This is a genomic window from Salinarchaeum chitinilyticum (assembly GCF_055390775.1).
This window is the reverse complement of record NZ_AP043888.1, coordinates 517,735-534,429: the sequence shown is the minus strand read 5'-3', so window position 1 is coordinate 534,429 and position 16,695 is coordinate 517,735. Positions and strand designations below refer to the sequence as shown.

The 16,695-nt window shown below is 68.9% G+C and carries 15 protein-coding genes; 9 read left to right on the top strand and 6 right to left on the bottom strand.

Annotated elements, in window-relative coordinates:
- Nucleotides 1-41 precede the first annotated feature (41 nt).
- The 3 genes from ACZ5KP_RS02640 (at nt 42) to thiL (ending at nt 3,047) form a co-directional block, all read left to right on the top strand.
- Nucleotides 42-1,073 (top strand): ATP-binding cassette domain-containing protein, encoded by a 1,032-nt coding sequence (locus ACZ5KP_RS02640; protein ID WP_460919618.1) that lies wholly within the window; start codon nt 42-44, stop codon nt 1,071-1,073.
- Nucleotides 1,070-2,020 carry an ABC transporter permease gene (locus tag ACZ5KP_RS02635; RefSeq protein WP_460919616.1) on the top strand — a complete coding sequence of 317 codons (951 nt, stop codon included), beginning with the start codon at nt 1,070-1,072 and terminating at the stop codon, nt 2,018-2,020. The genes ACZ5KP_RS02640 and ACZ5KP_RS02635 overlap by 4 nt, the downstream gene beginning before the upstream one ends.
- 91 nt (nt 2,021-2,111) lie before the next feature.
- Nucleotides 2,112-3,047, top strand: coding sequence for a thiamine-phosphate kinase (gene thiL / locus ACZ5KP_RS02630; protein WP_460919614.1), 936 nt, complete (start codon nt 2,112-2,114; stop codon nt 3,045-3,047).
- 100 nt (nt 3,048-3,147) lie between these two features.
- Here thiL and ACZ5KP_RS02625 read toward each other — a convergent pair whose 3' ends face one another.
- From ACZ5KP_RS02625 to ACZ5KP_RS02615, 3 genes are all read right to left on the bottom strand, one after another.
- Nucleotides 3,148-4,461 carry a site-2 protease family protein gene (locus ACZ5KP_RS02625; RefSeq protein WP_460919612.1) on the bottom strand — a complete coding sequence of 438 codons (1,314 nt, stop codon included), beginning with the start codon at nt 4,459-4,461 and terminating at the stop codon, nt 3,148-3,150.
- Between the two features lie 163 nt (nt 4,462-4,624).
- Nucleotides 4,625-5,344, bottom strand: coding sequence for a metal-dependent hydrolase (locus ACZ5KP_RS02620; protein WP_460919610.1), 720 nt, complete (start codon nt 5,342-5,344; stop codon nt 4,625-4,627).
- A gap of 92 nt (nt 5,345-5,436) precedes the next feature.
- Nucleotides 5,437-6,801: a hypothetical protein gene (locus ACZ5KP_RS02615; protein WP_460919608.1), complete on the bottom strand. Its 1,365-nt coding sequence runs from the start codon at nt 6,799-6,801 to the stop codon at nt 5,437-5,439.
- A 214-nt stretch (nt 6,802-7,015) separates the two neighbouring features.
- Here ACZ5KP_RS02615 and ACZ5KP_RS02610 point away from each other — a divergent pair, with 214 nt between their 5' ends.
- From ACZ5KP_RS02610 to ACZ5KP_RS02595, 4 genes are all read left to right on the top strand, one after another.
- Nucleotides 7,016-9,859, top strand: coding sequence for an AAA domain-containing protein (locus tag ACZ5KP_RS02610; RefSeq protein WP_460919606.1), 2,844 nt, complete (start codon nt 7,016-7,018; stop codon nt 9,857-9,859).
- Nucleotides 9,860-9,934: 75 nt separating this feature from the next.
- Complete coding sequence (locus tag ACZ5KP_RS02605; protein ID WP_460919604.1) at nt 9,935-11,179, top strand: lactate racemase domain-containing protein; 1,245 nt, start codon at nt 9,935-9,937, stop codon at nt 11,177-11,179.
- Between the two features lie 104 nt (nt 11,180-11,283).
- Nucleotides 11,284-11,451: a protein translocase SEC61 complex subunit gamma gene (locus ACZ5KP_RS02600; protein ID WP_460919602.1), complete on the top strand. Its 168-nt coding sequence runs from the start codon at nt 11,284-11,286 to the stop codon at nt 11,449-11,451.
- 2 nt (nt 11,452-11,453) lie between these two features.
- Nucleotides 11,454-11,906 (top strand): transcription elongation factor Spt5, encoded by a 453-nt coding sequence (locus tag ACZ5KP_RS02595; RefSeq protein WP_460919600.1) that lies wholly within the window; start codon nt 11,454-11,456, stop codon nt 11,904-11,906.
- Nucleotides 11,907-12,068: 162 nt separating this feature from the next.
- Here ACZ5KP_RS02595 and ACZ5KP_RS02590 read toward each other — a convergent pair whose 3' ends face one another.
- Nucleotides 12,069-13,493, bottom strand: coding sequence for an MATE family efflux transporter (locus tag ACZ5KP_RS02590; protein WP_460919598.1), 1,425 nt, complete (start codon nt 13,491-13,493; stop codon nt 12,069-12,071).
- Between the two features lie 209 nt (nt 13,494-13,702).
- On the opposite strand from ACZ5KP_RS02590, the gene ACZ5KP_RS02585 reads away from it, so the two are divergent.
- Together ACZ5KP_RS02585 and ACZ5KP_RS02580 are read left to right on the top strand one after the other, a co-directional pair.
- Nucleotides 13,703-14,467 carry a DUF7001 family protein gene (locus ACZ5KP_RS02585; protein ID WP_460919596.1) on the top strand — a complete coding sequence of 255 codons (765 nt, stop codon included), beginning with the start codon at nt 13,703-13,705 and terminating at the stop codon, nt 14,465-14,467.
- Between the two features lie 91 nt (nt 14,468-14,558).
- A complete protein-coding gene (locus ACZ5KP_RS02580; protein ID WP_460919594.1) occupies nt 14,559-14,951 on the top strand; it encodes an acyl-CoA thioesterase in 393 nt (130 codons plus the stop codon).
- 46 nt (nt 14,952-14,997) lie between these two features.
- Here ACZ5KP_RS02580 and ACZ5KP_RS02575 read toward each other — a convergent pair whose 3' ends face one another.
- Both ACZ5KP_RS02575 and ACZ5KP_RS02570 read right to left on the bottom strand, forming a co-directional pair.
- On the bottom strand, nt 14,998-15,786 hold the full coding sequence (locus ACZ5KP_RS02575) for a class I SAM-dependent methyltransferase (protein ID WP_460919592.1): 789 nt from the start codon (nt 15,784-15,786) through the stop codon (nt 14,998-15,000).
- Nucleotides 15,783-16,685 (bottom strand): thiamine-phosphate synthase family protein, encoded by a 903-nt coding sequence (locus ACZ5KP_RS02570; protein WP_460919590.1) that lies wholly within the window; start codon nt 16,683-16,685, stop codon nt 15,783-15,785. The genes ACZ5KP_RS02575 and ACZ5KP_RS02570 overlap by 4 nt, the downstream gene beginning before the upstream one ends.
- Between the last annotated feature and the right edge of the window lie 10 nt (nt 16,686-16,695).

The following is a 16,695-nucleotide window of genomic DNA, read 5'->3' as shown; positions in this document are numbered from 1 at the left end:
CCTTCACAAGGTAGATGCCTCCCCACGCCGTCGATTGGACCGTGAACGCTATCGACGCCCAGCACCTCGAGGTGACCTACAGCGACGGGACCGAGGCCGTTCGCGACGTGACGTTGGAGATCCCCGAGGGCGAGTTCTTCGGCTTCCTCGGTGCGAACGGAGCGGGGAAGACGACCACGATCAAGGCGCTCGTCACGCTGCTCAGTCCGACGAGCGGGACCGTGACCGTCAACGGGTTCGACGTGGTCGAGGAGCCCCGGGCCGTCCGCGAGTCGATCGGCTACATGGCCCAGGAGACGAGCATCGATCCGGAGCTCACCGCCCGCGAGAACGTTCGATTCGCGTGCGAGGCCTACGGCGTCGCCGCCAGCGAACGCAAGGGTCGCATCGACGACCTGCTCGATCTCGTCGATCTCGTCGATGTCGCGGACAAGGTCGCGAAGGACTTCTCCGGCGGGATGAAGAAGCGACTCGACGTCGCGACCGCGCTCGTCCACGAGCCGCCGGTCGTCTTCCTCGACGAGCCGACGACGGGACTGGATCCCAAGGCCAGGAACCGCCTGTGGGAGTACTTCGAGCGCATCAACGACCGCGGAACCACTGTCTTCCTGACCACCCAGTATCTCGAGGAGGCGGACCAGCTCTGCGAGCGGATCAGCGTCATCCGCGAGGGGACGATCGTCGTCTCCGGCTCGCCCGCGGAGCTCAAACAGCGGGTCGGCGGCTCGGTGCTGGAGATCGAACTCGCCAATCCGGACGAGGCGACGCTCGATCGCGCCCGGGAGATCGTCACCCAGGCCGACTACTTCGCGGACGCCGACGTCGACGTCTCCGGGGACGGCATCGCCGTGCGCTCGCCCGACGCGCGCCAGCGCGGGACCGACCTTCTGGTTGCCCTCGCCGAGGCGGAGCTGACCGTCGTCGGCTTCAACGTCCGGGACCCGACGCTCGACGACGTCTTCCTCGAGATCACTGGGGAGCCCGCCGACGATGGCGATGCGAGCGACGGCGTGATGGACGGTAGCGACGGTGAGACTGAAAGTCCGGTCACCGCGTCGGAGGTGGAGCGATGAGCACCGACCGGACGGGAGCCGGCCAGGGAAGCGCCGGCAAATCGAGTAGCGACCGTAGCGCGTCCGAGCGGGACGCGCGCAAGACGGCGGGCAACGGGTTCGCGAGGGACACCTGGATCAATCTCAAGCGGTGGCTGTTGAAGACGGTGCGAAACCCGTTCGTGGTCACCTCCTCGCTGTTGAACCCGATCATCTTCCTCGTCCTCTTCACCGAGGTCTTCGGCGGGATCGCCGAGGGCGCCATCGGCCAGAGTCTCGGCACGGAGGTCAGCTACGTCGTCTTCCTCGTGCCCGCGATCGTGATTCAGACGGCGCTGATCGCCGCGACGACCTCCGGCATCGGCCTCGTCGACGACATCGAGAACGGCATGTTCGAGAAGGTCCTCGTCTCGCCGATGCACCGGGGCGCCGTGTTCCTCGGGAAGTCGCTCTCGGAGGTCCTGCGGATCGTGGTGCAGGTCGCGATCGTCCTCACGCTCGGCTACGTGCTCCTCTATCTCGACACCGGTGCCGCGCCGACCGAGTTCGTTGCGACGGGCGCGCTCGGGGTTCTCGGGATCGTCGCCGTCGCGATCGTCTTCTCGATCTGGTTCACGGCGTTCTCGAACGTCATGGCGCTGTGGACTCGCGACCAGGAGTCGACGATCATCGCCGTGAACCTCCTCCAGTTCCCACTACTCTTCCTCTCGAGTGCGTTCCTGCCGCTGGAATCTCTCCCGAACTGGGTGCAGACGGTCGCCGCGCTCAACCCGATCACGTACGGCGTCGACGCGACGCGAGCGCTGATGCTCGGCGAGGACGTGATGACCGTGATCGAGATCTCCGCCTTCGGCGGGATCTGGAACACCCTCGTTCCCGCGCTCGCGGTGCTCGTCGCGCTCGACGTGATCCTGGGCGGGATCGCCGTCTACTTCCTGAACAGCGCGTCGAGTTCGGACGTCCGCTGATCGGAGCGGCCGTCGGGAGAGTAGACGGCCGGCGTCCGTTGCCGACCGCCCCTTTTAGGAGACGGCCCGCCCAGTTCACATCCAGAGAACCATGGACGAGCGATCGGCCCTCCGGATGCTCGGGGAGACGCTGCCCCACGCGGGGGACGACGCGGCAGTCGTGGACGGCCAGGTCGTGACGACGGACATGCTCCACGATACGACGGACTTCCCCGACGGAACGACCCGCTACACCGCGGGCTGGCGCGCCGTCGGCGCCTCGCTCTCGGACGTCGCGGCGATGGGCGCGGCCGCGACCTCCGCCGTCGCCGTCTACGCCGCGCCGACGTTCGAAGACGAGGAACTCCGGGCGTTCGTCGCGGGGGCCAGCGACGTCTGCGAATCCGTCGACGCCGCGTACGTCGGCGGCGATCTCGACCAGCACGTCGAGTTCACCGTCGCGACGACGGCACTCGGCGAGACGGACGATCCGGTCCGCAGGAGCGGCGCCGAACCTGACGACGCGATCTGCGTGACCGGGGGGCTGGGCCGTTCGGCTGCCGGATTCCGGTACTTCCAGCGCGGTCGACCGGACGGCGCCGAGCGGACGAGCGAGGACGAGCGAGCCATCGAACGAGCAAACGAACTGTTCCAGTTCCCGCCACGCGTCGGTGCCGGCCAGGCACTCGCCGCGTACGCGACCTCGATGATGGACAGCAGCGACGGGCTCGCACGGTCGCTCCACCAGCTCGCGGAGGCGAGTGGCTGCGGCGCGACGATCGAGTCCGAACGGCTGCCGATTCACGACGCCGTCGACGCGGTCGCCGCGGACGCCGACGATCGCCTCGAACTCGGCGCGTTCTTCGGCGAGGACTTCGAGCTGGTCTGTACGATCCCCGCCGCGGAGATCGACGCCGCGCGCGAGGCCTGTCCGGTGTCGCTCACGCGGATCGGAACCGTCGTCGAGGCGAGCGATGGATCTGGGCCCGGGCTCACGATGGACGGGGAGGAACTTCCGGATCGCGGCTACACCCACGGGGACGGCTGATCGGACGCGCCGGCTGATCGGACGCGCCGGCTGATCGAACGTCACGGTGCTCGATCGCCGCGGCCGCTCGACGGACGCGACAGCTCGGTCGGGGCGATCGTCACACGATCGCGATCGGAACCGGCGCGAAGCAGGTCAGTCCGACGGCGAACGTCGCGATCCCGACGAGCCGCCGCTTGCCGTCGAGGGTCGTGTCGTCGTCCATCGGCGTCGCCGGGCCGAGGAAGGCCAGTCCGAGCGCGATCGTCCCCCAGACCACCCACAGGAGGACGTTGCGCGGCGCGACGTTCCGGACCACCAGGAGGTAGGCAGCGAGCCCGTAGAGCAGCGGCGGGATCGCGAGCGAAACTGCCTGCTGATAGGCCGGTGCGAGCGAGCGGACGACGTGGCCGCCGTCGAGCTGTCCGACGGGGATGAGATTCAGGAACGTGACGAACATCCCGACCCAGCCGGCGATGACCAGCGGGTGAACGCTCGTCATCGGGTCGCCGGAGTAGAGCGGCTGCCCCGTGGCCCACGCGAGGAACTGGAGCAGTGGCGGGAAGCCGATCGCGATCTCCTGGGTACCCTCCGCGTTCGCGAGCGAGGCCGGTGCAGTCACCGGATCGAGGTGCAGTCCGATCACCGTGACGACGATCGTCGCGACGATCCCGGCGATCGGGCCGGCGACGCCGATGTCGAACAGCGCCTTGCGGTTCGGCATCCGTCCCTTCATCCGGATCACCGCGCCCATCGTTCCGATGAGCGTCGGCACGGGGATGAAGTACGGGAGCGTCGCGTCCACGTCGTGTCTGCGCGTCATCGCGTAGTGGCCGAGCTCGTGGACGCCCAGGACGGTCATGATCCCGACCGAAAACGGCCAGCCGCGCCAGATCTGGCCGGGCTCCTGCACCGGATCGACGTAGAACCAGTAGGAGCCGGCGATCAGCGTCGAGCCGATCGTCAGCAGGAAGAGCAGCAGGTGCGTCCAGGGGACGCCGCCGTCGGTCGTCTGCGGCCTGGCAACGACGACGTCCTCGCCGGCGCGTTCGACGTGTGAGATCTCGTAGCCCGCGCGCTCGAACGTCGAACCGAGCGCTCGCGCGAGCCCCTCGTCGACGAGCGCGTGGCCGAAGTAGTACACCCGATCGCCTTCGGATCGGACCTCCGTCACGTGGAACGCGTGTTCGATATCGCGGGGGGACGGTGGCGGCGCCGTCGCGTCGCCGGATCGATCGCGCTGCCCCGCGGCCCATTCGTCACCGGTTCCGTAGTCCGTCCCGTCGACCGTCCCGCCGTTGGCCGCGGCGTCGCTGGAAACGGCGTGGCGATCCCGCGAGCGCGAGGCACGATCCCCCTGATCGGGTGGACCGCCGGACTCGCCGTCGTCACCGCCCGACGGATCCGATCCGCGCCGGGGGTCCTCGGGAGGCATCGACGGATCGTAGCGCCTCACACCTGATAAACCCTGTACGCCGTCCAGGGCGAGAAGGGGCGTCGATTGCCGCAAGAGTTCTGTGAACCCCTCTCCCGCAGAGCAACCGAACGAGGTCACCGGACGGGGGCAGTGGCGGCGGAGCGCCGGAGCCCGCGACCGCTCAGGGCTCGAGCGTGAACGACTCGTCGCCGTCGAGCACGTGAACTTCGGCGTCGCTGCCGGTGCCCTTCACCTCGTTGACGAAATCCTGCGTGTCGATCTCGATCGGCGGGAAGGAGTCGTAGTGCATCGGGAAGGCGTGGTCGACGTCGAGCCAGTCCACGGCGATCGCTGCCTGCTGGGGGCCCATCGTGAAGTGGTCGCCACAGGGGACCGCCGCGGCGTCGGGCTGGAGGAAGGGCCCGATCACGTCCCGCATCTCGGTCATCAGCGCGGTGTCGCCGGCGTGATAGAACGTCTCGCTCTCCTCGTCGTCGAGCTGCGTGGGTTTCGTGTCGCTGATCACGTAGCCCGCGGGGACGCCGGCCTCGTGCTCGTAGCCCGTGTTGATCCCGTTCGTGTGCATCGCCTGGACCATCGTGACGTAGGCGTCGCCGCACTCGATCGTCCCGCCGAGGTTCATGCCGATCGCGTCGTCGACGCCGTGCTCGTCCTCGAGATAGCCGGTGAGCTCGGGCGTCCCGACGATCGTCGCGTCCGTGAACTCGCCAGCGTGGGCGATGTGGTCGGCGTGACCGTGGGTCAACAGGAGGTAGTCCGGTGCGTCGATGTCGCCCGGACTCGCGTCGGTGTGGGGGTTGTCGAAGAACGGGTCGATCAAGAGGTCTGTGCCGCCGACGGAGACGTGCCACGTCGAGTGGCCGTGCCAGGTAAGCTCCATAATACAGCCACAGATACGGTCGAGACGCCCTTAACCGTGGGTGGTCGTGGCAGGGAAAACTGGCGTCGCGTCGGTCGACGCCGGGCCTTCGATCAGCTGCTGCCCGGAATGCCGAGCCGGAGCAGAATCGTCTCGTTCGCGGTTCCGGCGGCCCAGACGAGATCGAGCACCGTTCCCGGATCCGGCGTCGAGTCGGTCTCGAAGCGATCGCCCGAGGAGACGGGTCCCGACCAGGCTTCGGTCGTCTCCTCGCCGTCGACGACGTACTCCACAGTGACGTTCTCGACCGCCGGCCCGCCGTCGTGAACGATCTCGACGGTTCCGTCGTCGAGCAGTGAGGCCGACCAGCTCACGCGCGGCGGCGCCTCCCGCCCCAGATCCGCCGGATCGATCGGGGACGTGAGGTCGGCGTACGCCGGGACTGGGACCGCCCGGCGGAGGAGCACAGGTCGGTCCTGCAACGTCGCCGTCGACACCGCGCCTTCGATGCGGACCGACCGGCCACTCCGGCTGACCGTCCACTCGCCTTCGGCGAAGTGGCCGTCCGCTACGGCCGCCTCCGTGGCGGACTGCACGGCGTCGACGGCAGCCGGCCGGCCCCGCCGATACCGCAGGACGCGGGTCACGGTCGTCGTCTCGCCCCCGACGTTCGCTGCGATGCCCGCTGCGAGGAGCGATGCCGCGGTGTCGTCGTAGGCCTGGGTTCCGGTGTCGGGCCGTTCCGCGACGAGGTCGAACGCAGCCGCCAGGGTTGCGGTCGTCTCGGACTCGTCGCTGCTCGTCGCGTCCGTCAACGCTCTCACGGTCGCGTGGAGGTTCGGCGAAGGGTACTGGTTCGCGTCGAACCCGTCGTTCAGGCCGTCGATCGCCGCGTTCGCGAGCGCGGTCGCGTCGATCTCGGTCACCTGCCGATTGCCGAAGGTAAGCGTCGCGTCGCTGGCCGTGAACGCTTCGACGGCCTGTCCGCCGTTACCGAACCGGCGGTAGCCCCGGGCGTCGCCGAGATCCGAGAGCTGGTCCTGGGCCGCCAGCCAGCTCGCTGCACCCTCGACGTCGATGGCGCCCTCGATCACGAGGTCGTTGCCCTTCGGCGACGCGAGGGAGAGGTTGCCAGTGTGGCCGACCTGGCGAACGTTCTGACCGACGAGTCGATCGACGTCCGCGACGGCAGTCCCGTCCATCTCGCCGACGATCGCGAGGAACTCGCCGGCGAGCGCGGGCATCGGATCGGCACCGAGCTCGTTCCGCAGCACGACCGGGTCGTAGCTGTACGCTGCGTGGAAGCTCGGCGAGACGTGCGGTTGCGGATCGGCGAGCTGGGCGAGGAACCCGCCGTCGTCACCGGCGTCGCCCCCGTCGCCACCGGCTCCGGGAAGCGAACAGCCCGCCGCACTCGCCAGCGTCGCTGCTCCCAGTGCGCCAGCGCCACGACGCAAAACGGCTCTGCGATCGATCACTGTCGAAACAGGTAGCGCCAGCGCAATACGTCCACCGGCCAGTTCGGGGAGTTCAGCTGGCCGAGTGGAGCCGTGGAGTTCCGGGGTTCCAGGGCGAATGGAGATACAGGGTGGCCGCAATCGGCAAATCCGGTCGATTCGACCCGATCTCATCCACCGATTTCCGTCGCCGGTGTGCGACAGCGTTTTGGCCGATGCCGATCCGAATTCGCACGTGCTTCGCGGCAGGGTACTCGAGGTCGGCGACGTCCGGGAGGTCACCACCCAGCGCGGGACCAGCGACCTCGTCGAGGTGACGCTTCGGAGCGACGAGTACGGGCCCGTCGACGTGACCCTCTGGAACAGCTGGGCGGAAACGGCCGCCTACCTCGAACCCGGGATGGAACTCGGCGTGACCGACCCCGACTGGGAGGAGTCGCCCGAGCCCGACGCCGCGACGAGTTCGACCGATTCGAACCCTGCCGACGATCCGGAACCGACGACGGACGGCGGAACTGCCACCAGCTCAGCCACTGGAACCGTCCACTCCGCGTCGACGGCGCCCGACTCCCTCGTGGTCGTCGAGCCGGACTTCCTGGTCGACGTCACCGACGTCCGCGAGTGGGTGCAGTGCCCGCGCCAGTACTACCTCTCGAAGATCGACGACGCGGAGCTCGCCGAGCCGCTCGTACTGGGGACGATCGTCCACGAGGTGTTCGGCGACCTCCTCCGTGGCGTCGACGTCTCCACGGCTGTCGAGGATCGCATCGAGGAGTCCGGGCTCCAGATCGGGCTGCTCGACCTCGACGTCGACGCCGTGACCGACACCGTGACCCAGCACGCCGAGGCGATCCAGGGCTGGCTGGACCAGGGGACCCTGACCGAGGGCGACGACTGGCGCAGCGAGCAGCTGCTCATCTCCCGCCGGCTGGGCCTCAAGGGGCGCGCCGACGCCGTCCGCCGCGGGATGCCCGTCGAGCTGAAGACCGGGAAGAACACCCGATCCGATCCCCGCTTCCACGACAAGATCCAGGCCGCGATGTACGCGCTCGTGCTGCGCGAGCGCGGCGTTCCCGTCGACACCGGTATCTTGCTCTATACGAAGAACGCGACCCTCGACCGTGCCGAGACCGGCGGCGACCTCTCGCCGGCCAAGGAGTTCAGCCTCTCCGACGGCCTGCTGGATTTCGCGCTCCGCGCACGGAACGAGCTCGCCGCGATGGAGCACGACGTCGACGTGCCGACCGGTCACGAGGCCGACGCGAACTGCGATCGCTGCTTCGTCCAGGACACCTGCATGGTCGTCGCGGGCCGGCTCGGCCAGGAGTCGAAGGCCGGCGCGATCGGCCGACAGGTCCCCGACGCCGAGCGGGACTACTTCGACGCGTTCTACCGCGCGATCGAACTGGAACGGCGCGCAATCCACGACGAGTACCGCAAGCTCTGGGAGCAGACGCCCGCCGAGCGCGCCGAGGACGACCGCGCGCTCGTCGATCTGGAGTTCGAGGGCAAGGAGCCCCTGCCGGGCGGCCGGTGGCGCCTCACTGCCCGGCGACCGAGCGCCGCCGTCTCGAAGCTCCGCGAGGGCGACTTCGCGCTCGCGAGCGACGACGACCCGATCGAGGGCCACGCCGAGTTCTGCCGGATCCAGACGCTGGATCCCGAACTGGTCGTGGTGACGGCGGACGAGCCGGTCGAACTGACGCGGCTGGATCAGTACCCCTCCGAGATCACCGCGGATCGACTCGTCTCCGCGCTGATGGAGGGGATCCTCAAGGGCGACGAGCGCCGGAAAGACGTGCTCTTCGAGCGCGCGGAGCCCGAGTTCGACGAGGCGATCCTCGGCGACGAGTCCGACGACGCCGGCGAGACCTTCGTCCCAAACAACGACGCCCAGAACGCCGCCGTCCAGCGAGCCGTCGCCGCGGAGGACTTCTCCTTGATCCACGGGCCGCCGGGGACCGGCAAGACCTACACGATCGCCAGACTTGTCCGCGCGTTCGTCGATCGCGGCGACCGCGTCCTCCTCTCGGCGTTCACCAACCGCGCCGTCGACAACGCGCTCGAAGCCCTCCAGGACCAGGGGTTCGACGACGCGATTCGCGTCGGCTCCGCCAATGGCGTTCGCGAGGACATGCAGGACGTCAGGCTGGAACGCCGCGGTGATCCCGACGAGCTGGTCGAGGCGCTGGAATCGGCGCCGGTCGTCGCCGCCACTGCGGCCTCCTGCGGATCGACGATCATGAGCGAGCAGTCTTTCGACGTCGCCGTCGTCGACGAAGCCTCACAGCTCACGGAGCCCGGTACGCTCGCCGCGATCGAGCGGGCGGACCGGTTCGTGCTCGTCGGCGATCACGAGCAGCTCCCGCCGGTCGTCCAGGCCGAATCCGGACCACAGGAGGCCCCGAGCACGCCCTTCGAAGTCGATCTCTCGACCTCGCTCTTTCAGCGCCTCCTCGAGACCTACCCCGAGGCGGGCGTCTCTCTGGAGGAGCAGTATCGGATGGCCCAGGCGATCCAGGCCTTCTCCTCCCGGGAGTTCTACGACGGCGCGCTTCGCCCCGCGACGCCGGCGGTCGCCGGGCACGCGCTGGCCGATCTCGACGGCGTCGAGACCGACGGACTTCCCGCCGACGTCGCCGATCGCGTCAGCTTCCTCGACGTCGGCGGCGACGACGCCGGACGCACCGACGCCGTCGAGGCCGACCGTATCGCCGACCTGATCGATCGGTATCTCGACGCCGGGATGGATCCGAGTGACGTCGGCGTCATCGCGCCCTACCGAGCGCAGGTCGCGACGATCGGCGACCGACTGGAGGATCGGTTCGGCGACGACGAGCGCGTCAGCGAGAACTCCATTGCCGTCGACACCGTCGATCGCTTCCAGGGCTCCAGCAAGGAGGTGATCGTCGTCTCCTTCGTCGCGACCGGGGATCTCGACAGCCCGATCTTCGAGGACTACCGGCGCGTCAACGTCGCGCTCACGCGAGCGAAACGCCAGCTCGTCCTCGTCGGCGATGCCGAGGCACTGGCAACGGATCCGGTGTACGCCCGGATGGTCGAGTGGGCGAGCAGCTAGGGACCGTCGTCGCCCGGGCCGGCCCTGGGTGATCGGTGCGCACCGTTTTTGCCCACGCCCCGCGGAGAGCGAGCCATGCAGCTTCCGCTCGGCGAGGGGACGATCGACGTCGAGCTACCGGACTGCGACGTTACGGTCGCGGAGCCTGCTGGCGGCGAGCCGGTCGACGTCGCCGCCGCTGCCGAGCGGGCGCTCGACCGACCCCTCGGTCCACCGATCGCCGACCGCGTCGATGCCGTCGACGAGGTCGCGATCGTCGTCACCGACGTCACGCGGGCGACGCCCGACGACGTACTCCTCGACGCGCTGTTCGGTCGCCTCGATGCGGCCGGTGTCGACCGCGAGGACGTGACGATCGTCGTCGGCCTCGGCCTCCACCGGCCGCTCACGGACGCGGAGCTTGCCGACGCCTACGGCGAGTTCGCCGACCTCGCGATCAACCACGATCCCGACGCAGCGGTACAGGTGGGCGCCGTGGACGGGGTTTCGGTCGAGGTCCACCCCGCCGTGGCGTCGGCCGATCTCGTCCTCGCGACGGGGATGGTCGAGCCCCACCAGTACGCGGGCTTCTCCGGCGGCGCGAAGACCGTCGCGGTGGGAGCGGGCGGCGAGCCGCTCATTCGGCACACCCACGGCCCGGAGCTGCTGGGCCAGGACGGCGTCCGGCTCGGCCGCGTCGAGGACAATCCGTTCCGGGCGTTCGTCGACCGCGCTGGGCAGCTCGTCGGCCCCGATTTCTGTGTAAACGTCACGCACGGGCCGAGTGGAATCCTCGACGTCGCTGCGGGATCGCCACGCGCCGTCGTTCGCGAGCTGGCAGCGTCCGCGCGCGAGGCGCTCGCAGTGCCGATCGACCGGGCATACGACGCCGTCGTCGCGGGCGTCGGCGCGCCCAAGGACGCGAACCTCTACCAGGCGAGCCGGGCGGCGACCTACGTCGCGCTCGGGGATCGAAACCCCCTGCGCGATGGTGGGCGGATCGTAATCCCTGCCGCGCTCCCCGAGGGCGCAGGCGAGGGGACGGGCGAGCAGCGATTCGAACGCTGGCTCTCGAACGCCGCCGATCCCGCGAGCCTCTACGCGACGATGTCGAAGGGGTACGAGCCGGGCGCACAACGAGCATTCGTGCTCGCACGCGTCCTTCGAACGCACGACGTGTTCGTGACGAACTGCACCAGCCCCGACGCGTCAGCGACCGTCGAGGCGTGTCTCATGCAGGCGCGCGAGACCGTGGCCGACGCCGTCGAGCCGGGCAGCGACGTGCTCGTCGTACCCGACGCGATCGACACACTGCTGGTCGAGGCCGACTCCTCGCGGTGACGACTGCTGACGCGAATCCCGCAGGGCGGCGGAATCGGGCCGTACAGATTGCCCGCCCACATCAACAGATAGAAAAACCGCGCTGGAGTAGCCCAGATAAGACCATGCGCGTTCCAACCGACCTCAGCTCGTACGTTCGGGTGCTCAAGATGGCGAGCACCCCGTCCTGGGAGGAGTTCTCCCAGGTCGCCAAGATCGCAGGAGCTGGCATCTTGCTGATCGGTACGCTCGGCTTCGCAATCTACCTCCTCATGAGCGTCCTTCCCTCCTGACAATGGCAATCTTCCACGTCAAAACCACGGCCAGTCAGGAGCAGACAGTCGCCGACATGATCATCAACCGTGAGGAGGAGACGATCCACGCCGTCCTCGCGCCGGACTCCGTCACGAGCTACGTGATGGTCGAGGCCGACAGCGCGGCGGTGTTCGAGCGCATCCTCGACGAGATTCCCCACGCTCGCGGCGTCGTCCAGCGCGACGGCGAAGCGGCGGGTAGCGGGTTCTCCGAGGTCGAGCACTTCCTCTCGCCCAAGCCCGACGTCGAGGGGATCGCCGAGGGCGACATCGTCGAACTCGTCGCCGGACCGTTCAAGGGCGAGAAGGCGCAGGTCCAGCGCCTCGACGAGGGCAAGGACCAGGTCACCGTCGAGCTCTACGAGGCGACGGTTCCGATTCCGGTCACCGTCCGCGGGGACCAGATTCGCGTGCTGGACTCGGAGGAACGCTGAGGCGTTCCGCAGCCTCCAAGGTCGGTGTGGTTGCTGTGGAGTAGTTGTTTTTCCCGACACCATCAGCGCACGCTCTCACGAGCCGTGCCTCGTTGCACTCTGCACGACCACGTTTTGCGGCGAGCGGGTGCGCCAGCACCCGCGAGCAGGAAACGGTGGTTGTCACTCCTCAGGGACGGCGCCACCGCTGACTGTATCGCGATCGACGACCGAATCGCGCCAGGTGCCACGCAGGAACCACGGTACCGCGACGATCGCGCCGACGATGTCGCCGACCGACATGCCGATCCAGATCCCGAGCGCGCCCCAGTCGAGCACCATGGCGAGCCCGTAGGTCGCGGGGATGCGGGCACCCCACAGGATCAAGAGTGCGATCGCGAGGGCGTGTTTGGTGTTGCCAGCGCCGCGGAATCCGCCGAGGATGACCTGGAGAACGCCCATGAACGCGAACTCGACGGACCGGATCCGGAGGTACTGACTGCCGAGCCGGATCGACTCCTCGGTGTGCTCGGAGTCGGCGCCGAGGATCGACGCCACGATCGGCTCGGGGAACGCCGCCGCTATGACGGCGACGACGACCATCGTCCCGCCGACGACCGCCGCGCCGAGCCACACCGCCCGCTCGGCACGGTCCGGCTTCTTCGCACCGAGGTTCTGCCCCACGACGGTCTCGGTCGCCTGCCCGACGCCGATCGCCGGGAGGACCACGAGTGAGACCAGCCGGTTGACGACGCCGTAGGCCGCCGCGACAGGCGGTGCGAACAGCGCGACGAGTGCCGTAAGGAGCACCATCGCGAACGCGACCATCGACTGCTCGAGCGCGGTCGGCGTGCCGATCCGGACGATCTCCGAAACTGTCTCGCGCTCCAGCCGGAGATCCGGGAGAGCGATGTCCGGCCCGCGGTTCGTCCGGAAGAGCACGTACATCCCCGCCACCGTCGCGAGGCCCCGGGAGAACACCGACGCCATCGCGGCCCCCTCGATACCGAGTTCGGGGACGGGACCGAGCCCGAAGATCGCGATCGGATCGAGGACGACGTTGATGGCGACGCTGATCGCCATGATCCGCATCGGCGTGTAGGTGTCGCCGTACCCCCGCATGAGCGCCGTGAACACGTAGAACCCAAAGATGAAGGGTGTCCCGAGGAAGGTGATCGTCAGGTAGTCGCCCATCAGCGGGAGCACGGTCGCGCCCGTTTCGGCGTCGGCCGGGAGGAATGCGAGGAGCGGATCGGTCACCAGCACGCCCAGGAGTCCGAGCCCCAGCGAGAGGAGGCCGACGAACGCCAGCGACTGTCCGGCGATCCGCCCGGCGTCTTCCGTGCCCTCCGCACCGGTGTACTGCGCGACGAGGATCGCCGCTGCCGTCGTGAACCCGCCCGCGACGGAGAGCAACAGAAAGAGGATGGGAAACGCGAGGCTGATCGCCGCGACAGCCGTCGGGTCGTACCAGCCGAGGTAGATGGTGTCGGCGAGGTTGTAGGTCACCTGGAGGAGCTGGATCGTGACGATGGGCCAGGCGAGGTGGAACAGCGGACGAGCCAGGCTCCCCTCCGTAAGATTTCGCCGACGTTGCGATCCGGGCACTGCACCCGTCTCCGGAGCCCCACCGTATCAATCTTCCAGTCGCCGACGGTTCGGCCGGGAACTGCTCGATCTCGGTGCCAGATCGGTCGCTCCTGCGCAGTCATGGTGACCGTCGCAGATGGGCGGTGTCGTTGACGACGGCAATGCCAGCGCGGCACAGCGCCGCCGAACCGGTGGGCTGACGGTCCACGCTCACGAACCTGGTGCCGATGGTCGATCGGGTATCACTCTACCCAGCGCCGACGACGGTCGCCGACGCCGAACCGCTCGCCGAGTGGCTCGACGCGCGCGTCGATGCAGCGGTCGACGTTCGCGACCGGTTTCTCGACGAGCACCGGAGCGAGCCCCTCCCCGAGCGGTTCGCGGAAGCACGGGTCGCCGATCCCCACGATCCGTCCACCGGGAACACGATGCTCGGGATCGTTCGGTACGAGGAGCGGGCGCTCGAGGACCCCGAGCGCGAGGGCGGCGTCCTCTACGACGGCAACGCCGTCCAGTCCGCACTGAACGCCGCGATTCCAGCCGAGGAAGCGGGGCTGGACCACCTCCACGTCGCGCTGCTCGATCGCGCGATCGGCACCTGGGGCGACCACGACGGCCGGTGGCACAAGCGCGTGGCGGTCCTCGGCCAGCCCGCGGTGCTCTCCGTACCCGGGCTCTACGAGGCGCCGGCGAAACCAGAGGCGTACTACAAGGAGAAGCAACGACACGCGCTCGTCTCCGGAGATTCGCCGCCACGAGAGGTCCTCGAGAACCAGGTCGAGGGCGACTTTCTGGTCGAAGACGATCCACGGACGACGGAGGCGCTCCGTGGCTACGTGCTCGCCGCAGTGCATCTCCTCGAGACCGGCGAGGCGTTCTGTGCGAGCGAGGGCTGTCGGCTCTTCGACGCCCACTACCAGGCGGACCTGATCGAGGCCCAGCTCCGCGACCCCGAGTTCTGCGAACGCCACCGCGAGCGCTACGGCGAGTAGCCGATCGGTGGTGGGCGAAGGAGTTGTCGACGCCACCGGCGAGACGCTCGCCCACCGCCGGCTTGATGGCCCAGGCAGTCGAGGTCGACCCATGGCCGTCACAAAGGAGATCGACGTTCGGTTCCGCGACCTCGACGTCGTCGGACACGTCAACAACGCAGTGATCTCGACCTACGTCGAGGAGGCCCGATTGCAGTACCTAGAGGACGTGTTCGAGGTCGGCTTCGACGAGTACACGTTCGTGATCGCACGCATCGAGATCGACTTCGAGCGCCCGATCCAGACCGAGGGCTCTGTCGAGGTCACCGCCGAGGTCCCGGAGCTCGGGACGAGCAGCGTGCCGATGCGCTACGAGATCGTCGCCGACGGCGAGCGCGCGGCGACGGCCGAGACGACCCTGGTGTTCCTCGACCAGCAGGGGGAGAACACCGTCCCCATCCCCGACGACGTCCGAGAGCGGATCGAGACCCACGAGGGATTGTAGCCCCCAGAGCGCAGCACCTCTCCAGACACGGTAGCTCCCCGCCGCTTCAGCCCCGCCGTCCAGCGGTCAGCTCCACGAGGTCGAACAGGTGTGACTCCGTGAGCGTGGGCGCAGTCCGATCGCGAACTGCGTCGCCGGCCGCCCGCACCCGCTGGTCGAGCACTCCTGAGAGGTCTCGTTCGTAGCGGAGTTTCCCGGTGGGCGGCGTCGAGCAGATCGTGAACAGTCGCAGTGCCCGGTTCGCGATCGGCGCGATGGCGTGCTCGCTCCGCCGGAGGTGGAGGAGCGCGACGTGCCCGCCGGGCGCGAGGTGGTCGATCCAGTCCTCGACCGCGGCTGCCGGATCCTCGAGCATGCCGACGACGAACGTCGCGAGGACGCCGTCGACGCCGGTGTCCCCCGCGTCTCTCTCGCCGCTGATCGCCACGCGGTCGCTGCCGAGTGGAAGCTTCGTGCCGTCGGCACGGAGAACCTCGATCTGGGGGTAGCTGCGGGCCCTACGCCGGGCGCGTTCGAGTACGCCCCGGGAGCGATCGATCCCGATCACGGTGCCCGTGGGACCGACGACTCGGGCGAGCAGCGGCAGGTTCGCGCCGGTGCCACAGCCGACCTCGATCACGGTGTCGCCGCGTTCGAGGCGGAGCGCGTCGATCGCGCGACGGCGGAGTCGACCGACGCAGGGGGCGTGACTGGCGACCGGGTCGTAGAGCCCCGCCCAGCGGTCGTAGAACGCGGTCGCGTCGTCGCGACCGTCACGTCCGGACGCCGATCGGGTGGCCGCGGTCGCGTCCGCGGAGGGCTTCGAACCGGGGGTCGATTCCGACGGCACCGTCACGCTCCACAGAGCTCTCTGACGGTCCGGGCGAGCGATTCGGGATCCTCGCCGAGCAGGTAGACGTTCGGTTCGACGCCGAACCCGCCGGTCTGGTAGGCGACGGTGGCGTCGGGAGCGGTCTCGATGACGGTGCCGACTGCCTCGGCAGTGTCCTCCTCTGCCGGGAACTCGATCGTCTCGTGGCCGAGCGATTCGAGCGTCGCGACGATCTCGGGATCGTAGCGGACGTTGATCGCGGCGCGGGCTTCGCTCCCGGCTGCCCGCGCGGCGAGCAGGACGCCGGCGACGTGCTCGCTGACGCCGAACTCCGGATCGCCCGCGCCCGTGGCGCGCCCCTTCACGTCCACGATGCGGCCCGGCACCGCCGCGACGTCGTCGATCGTGGTCGCGCCGGGGACGCAGGCGACGAGGTTCGAGCCGACGTTCGGCAGGAGCCCGGCGAAGCCGGACGTCGATTCGAGCGTGCGCAGTCCGCGCCGGAGCGAGGCGAGCGTGCGCTCGCTCGTTCGCAGTTCGCTGTCCGGATCGTGGACGCGGAAGCCGCCGCCGTGCTCTGCGAGTTCGGGAACCGCAGCCTCGTGCATCGTGGCGAGCAGATCGCCGTCCTCCAGCTCGCGGATCAGTACCTCCAGCTCGATCAGCGCCTGGACGCGGGTGATTTCGCCGCTCGCGAGCCCCTCCGCGAGGTCGTCGACGATCTCGCGGACCCGTTCGTCGGATTCGATCCGCTCGGTACGCTCGACGCCGCCACCGGCGTACTTCGAGACGGCGCTCTGGCTGATTCCGAGCAGCTCCGCGACCTCGCGCTGGGTGCGCCCGGCCTCGAGCAGCCGTTCGGCGAGCATCGCGCGAACCGTCGGCAGGAAGGCGTCGGCGACGATCTCTTCGACGAATCGCATACTATCCGGA

Excerpts from the sequence above, each read along its gene's own strand:
- ACZ5KP_RS02635 (WP_460919616.1), top strand. The coding sequence starts at position 1,070 with ATGAGCACCGACCGGACGGGAGCCGGCCAGGGAAGCGCCGGCAAATCG.
- thiL (WP_460919614.1), top strand. The coding sequence starts at position 2,112 with ATGGACGAGCGATCGGCCCTCCGGATGCTCGGGGAGACGCTGCCCCAC.
- ACZ5KP_RS02625 (WP_460919612.1), bottom strand. The coding sequence starts at position 4,461 with ATGCCTCCCGAGGACCCCCGGCGCGGATCGGATCCGTCGGGCGGTGAC.
- ACZ5KP_RS02620 (WP_460919610.1), bottom strand. The coding sequence starts at position 5,344 with ATGGAGCTTACCTGGCACGGCCACTCGACGTGGCACGTCTCCGTCGGC.
- ACZ5KP_RS02605 (WP_460919604.1), top strand. The coding sequence starts at position 9,935 with ATGCAGCTTCCGCTCGGCGAGGGGACGATCGACGTCGAGCTACCGGAC.
- ACZ5KP_RS02600 (WP_460919602.1), top strand. The coding sequence starts at position 11,284 with ATGCGCGTTCCAACCGACCTCAGCTCGTACGTTCGGGTGCTCAAGATG.
- ACZ5KP_RS02595 (WP_460919600.1), top strand. The coding sequence starts at position 11,454 with ATGGCAATCTTCCACGTCAAAACCACGGCCAGTCAGGAGCAGACAGTC.
- ACZ5KP_RS02585 (WP_460919596.1), top strand. The coding sequence starts at position 13,703 with ATGGTCGATCGGGTATCACTCTACCCAGCGCCGACGACGGTCGCCGAC.
- ACZ5KP_RS02580 (WP_460919594.1), top strand. The coding sequence starts at position 14,559 with ATGGCCGTCACAAAGGAGATCGACGTTCGGTTCCGCGACCTCGACGTC.
- ACZ5KP_RS02570 (WP_460919590.1), bottom strand. The coding sequence starts at position 16,685 with ATGCGATTCGTCGAAGAGATCGTCGCCGACGCCTTCCTGCCGACGGTT.